This is a genomic window from Erwinia sp. B116, assembly GCF_002865965.1.
Classification (GTDB): Bacteria; Pseudomonadota; Gammaproteobacteria; order Enterobacterales; family Enterobacteriaceae; genus Erwinia.
The window spans coordinates 242,317-245,029 of sequence record NZ_JRZZ01000004.1 but is presented as its reverse complement, the minus strand read 5'-3'; the positions used below and the strand labels follow the sequence as shown (position 1 = coordinate 245,029).

The window sequence follows — 2,713 nt, the reverse complement described above, 5'->3', positions numbered from 1 at the left end:
TGGCCGCTGGCCTGCAGCGAGCCGTGAATCGACTGCAGATAGGCGCGCTGGCCGTGCAGCGGCAGGGTGTGGCTCTCGCCGGGCTGCAGCACCAGATGGTGCACCCACACCTGCTGGCGCAACTGCAGGCTGCCGTGGCTGCCGTCCGGTGAAGCCAGTAACGTATAGCGCTGCCGGTCGGAAACGGCGATGCGCTGCAGTGCGCCACTCTCTTTTTCCGGGCAGGCGTCCAGCCACAGCTGCAGCCGCGTCAGGCTGCGGTCTTTACTGATATTATGTTCGCTGTAGCTGACCCCCGCCTGGGTGGCCAGTAACAACGCTTCGCCCGCCTGCGCCTGCTGCGTGTTGCCTTCGCTGTCGCGGTATTCCGCTTCGCCCTGCAGGATCAGGTTAAGCACATCAACGCGCGGGTAGCTGCGCGGTTGGAAGGAAGCCCCTGGTGCCAGCACTTCCTGGTTCAGCACGCGCAATGACGCGTAGCCCAGTAATTTTGGATCGAAATAGTGGCCAAAGGAGAAGGTGTAACGCGCCTGCAGCCAGCCAAAATCGGCTTTACCACACTGTTTTTCTGTCCGGCTGGTGATCATCGTCTCTCCTCCTCGTGCTCGTTTATTACCCGAATTCGCCCGGGGGTTATAGCTTGTAATGGTAAGTTTCTGGACGACGGATTGTAAGCCAGTTAATCTGCTGCCCATATTCAAAATTCCTGACAGAGAATCGTTATGGCTAAAGATCGTGCTCTGACGCTGGAAGCGTTGCGGGTAATGGATGCTATCGACAGGCGCGGCAGCTTTGCTTCGGCGGCGGATGAGCTGGGCCGGGTACCCTCCGCGCTCAGCTACACCATGCAGAAGCTGGAAGAGGAGCTGGACGTGGTGCTGTTTGACCGCTCCGGCCACCGCACTAAATTTACCAACGTCGGGCGCATGCTGCTGGAGCGCGGACGGGTGCTGCTGGAAGCCGCCGATAAGCTGACCACCGATGCCGAAGCGCTGGCGCGCGGCTGGGAAACTCACCTGACCATCGCCACCGAGTCGCTGGTGGCGACCGATCTGCTGTTCCCGCTGGTAGAGCGGCTGGCGGAAAAAGCCAACACCCAGCTGTCGCTGATGACCGAAGTGCTGGCCGGCGCGTGGGAACGGCTGGAGCAGGGACGGGCGGATATCGTCATCGCACCGGATATGCATTTTCGCGCCTCCTCGGAGATCAACACCCGCAAGCTGTACACCCTGATGAGCGTTTATGTCGCCAGCGCCGATCATCCGATCCATCTGGAGCCGGAGCCGCAGGCGGAGAGCACCCGGGTGAAATATCGCGGTATTGCGGTGGCCGATACCGCCCGCGAACGTCCGGTGCTGACGGTGACCCTGCTGGATAAGCAGCAGCGACTGACGGTGAGCACCGTAGAAGACAAGCGCCGCGCGCTGCTGGCCGGGCTTGGCGTCGGCACCATGCCGTACAGCATGGTCGAGCAGGATATTGCCGAGGGGCGTCTGCGGGTGGTCAGTGCGGAATATACCCGTGAGGTGGATATCATTATGGCCTGGCGACGTGACAGCATGGGGGAAGCCAAAGCCTGGTGCCTGCGCGAGATCCCGAAGCTGCTGGCGAAGCGCTCAGGCTAACCGGCCGGCACCCGCTGGTTTTCAGTGCTCAGCACTCTGCTGGGCGTGTTCGATGTTGTTGAAGTGAGAGAAGGTCTGGTAATAGTAGTGGCCGACAAAGCCAATCCAGACCAGCATAATCACAGCGGCGCAAACGGACAGGGTTTTGATCATAGCAAAGCTCCGTGGCAGGTCTGCCGGTTGAGATAAGGGGTGTTTACCTCAACTAAGGTACGTAACCGTGCGGAGCAAAGCGTTGTGCCAGATCAAAAAAGCGTGCCGGGGCGCGGGCGATCGCCCCGGATGCTAATTAAGGAAAGCGCTCGTCGCGGCCGTGCGGCTCATCCCAGTCAAACGCCGGGCCCAGCGAAATCACGCCGCTCGGGTTAATGGTTTTATGGCTGCGGTAGTAGTGATGGCGGATATGCGCCAAATCCACCGTTTCGGCGATGCCCGGCAGCTGGTAGATCTCGCGCAGGAAACCGTTCAGGTTCAGGTAGTCACTGATACGGTGGCGATCGCATTTGAAATGGGTTACGTACACCGGGTCAAAACGCACCAGCGTGGTCCACAGCCGCAGGTCCGCTTCCGTCAGGCGATCGCCGGTCAGATAACGGGTTTGTCCGAGGATCTGCTCCAGACGTTCCAGCGAGGCAAACAGCGCGGTGACCGCCTCATCGTAGGCCGGCTGGCTGGTGGCAAATCCGGATTTATAGACGCCGTTGTTGACCGTGTCGTAGATCCAGCCGTTCAGCTCATCAATCTGCGCCTGCAGATCGTCCGGGTAGTAATCGCCGGCCCGCGCGCCCACGCCGTCAAAAGCGCTGTTCAGCATGCGGATAATATCGGCGGACTCGTTGCTGACGATGGTGTGCTGCTGCTTATCCCACAGCACCGGCACGGTGACGCGGCCGGTATAGGTCGGCTCGGCGTGCAGATAGAGCTGATAGAGATATTCATTCTGATACAGGCTGTCGCCAGTAGCGGCCGGGAAATCTTCATCAAAGGTCCAGCCGTTCTCCAGCATCAGCGGATGCACCACGGAAACGGAGATCGTCTCTTCCAGCCCTTTCAGCTGGCGCATAATCAACGTGCGGTGCGCCCACGGA

Annotated in this window: 4 protein-coding genes; 1 reads left to right on the top strand and 3 read right to left on the bottom strand. The window is 60.3% G+C overall.

What is annotated here, in order from left to right; all coding sequences use genetic code 11:
* On the bottom strand, positions 1-587 hold a 587-nt coding region (locus NV64_RS05270; protein ID WP_101505467.1), incomplete at its 3' end, for a pirin family protein.
* A 135-nt stretch (positions 588-722) separates the two neighbouring features.
* Between NV64_RS05270 and NV64_RS05265 the strand changes: the two genes are divergently transcribed.
* Positions 723-1,625 (top strand): LysR family transcriptional regulator, encoded by a 903-nt coding sequence (locus NV64_RS05265; protein WP_056235548.1) that lies wholly within the window; start codon positions 723-725, stop codon positions 1,623-1,625.
* A 21-nt stretch (positions 1,626-1,646) separates the two neighbouring features.
* Here the strand turns inward: NV64_RS05265 and NV64_RS24355 are convergent, their stop codons facing one another.
* Together NV64_RS24355 and NV64_RS05260 are read right to left on the bottom strand one after the other, a co-directional pair.
* A complete protein-coding gene (locus NV64_RS24355; RefSeq protein WP_255354431.1) occupies positions 1,647-1,778 on the bottom strand; it encodes a hypothetical protein in 132 nt (43 codons plus the stop codon).
* 136 nt (positions 1,779-1,914) lie between these two features.
* Positions 1,915-2,713, bottom strand: a 799-nt coding sequence (locus tag NV64_RS05260) for a glutathione S-transferase family protein (protein WP_233208926.1), incomplete at its 5' end; no start/stop codon positions are given.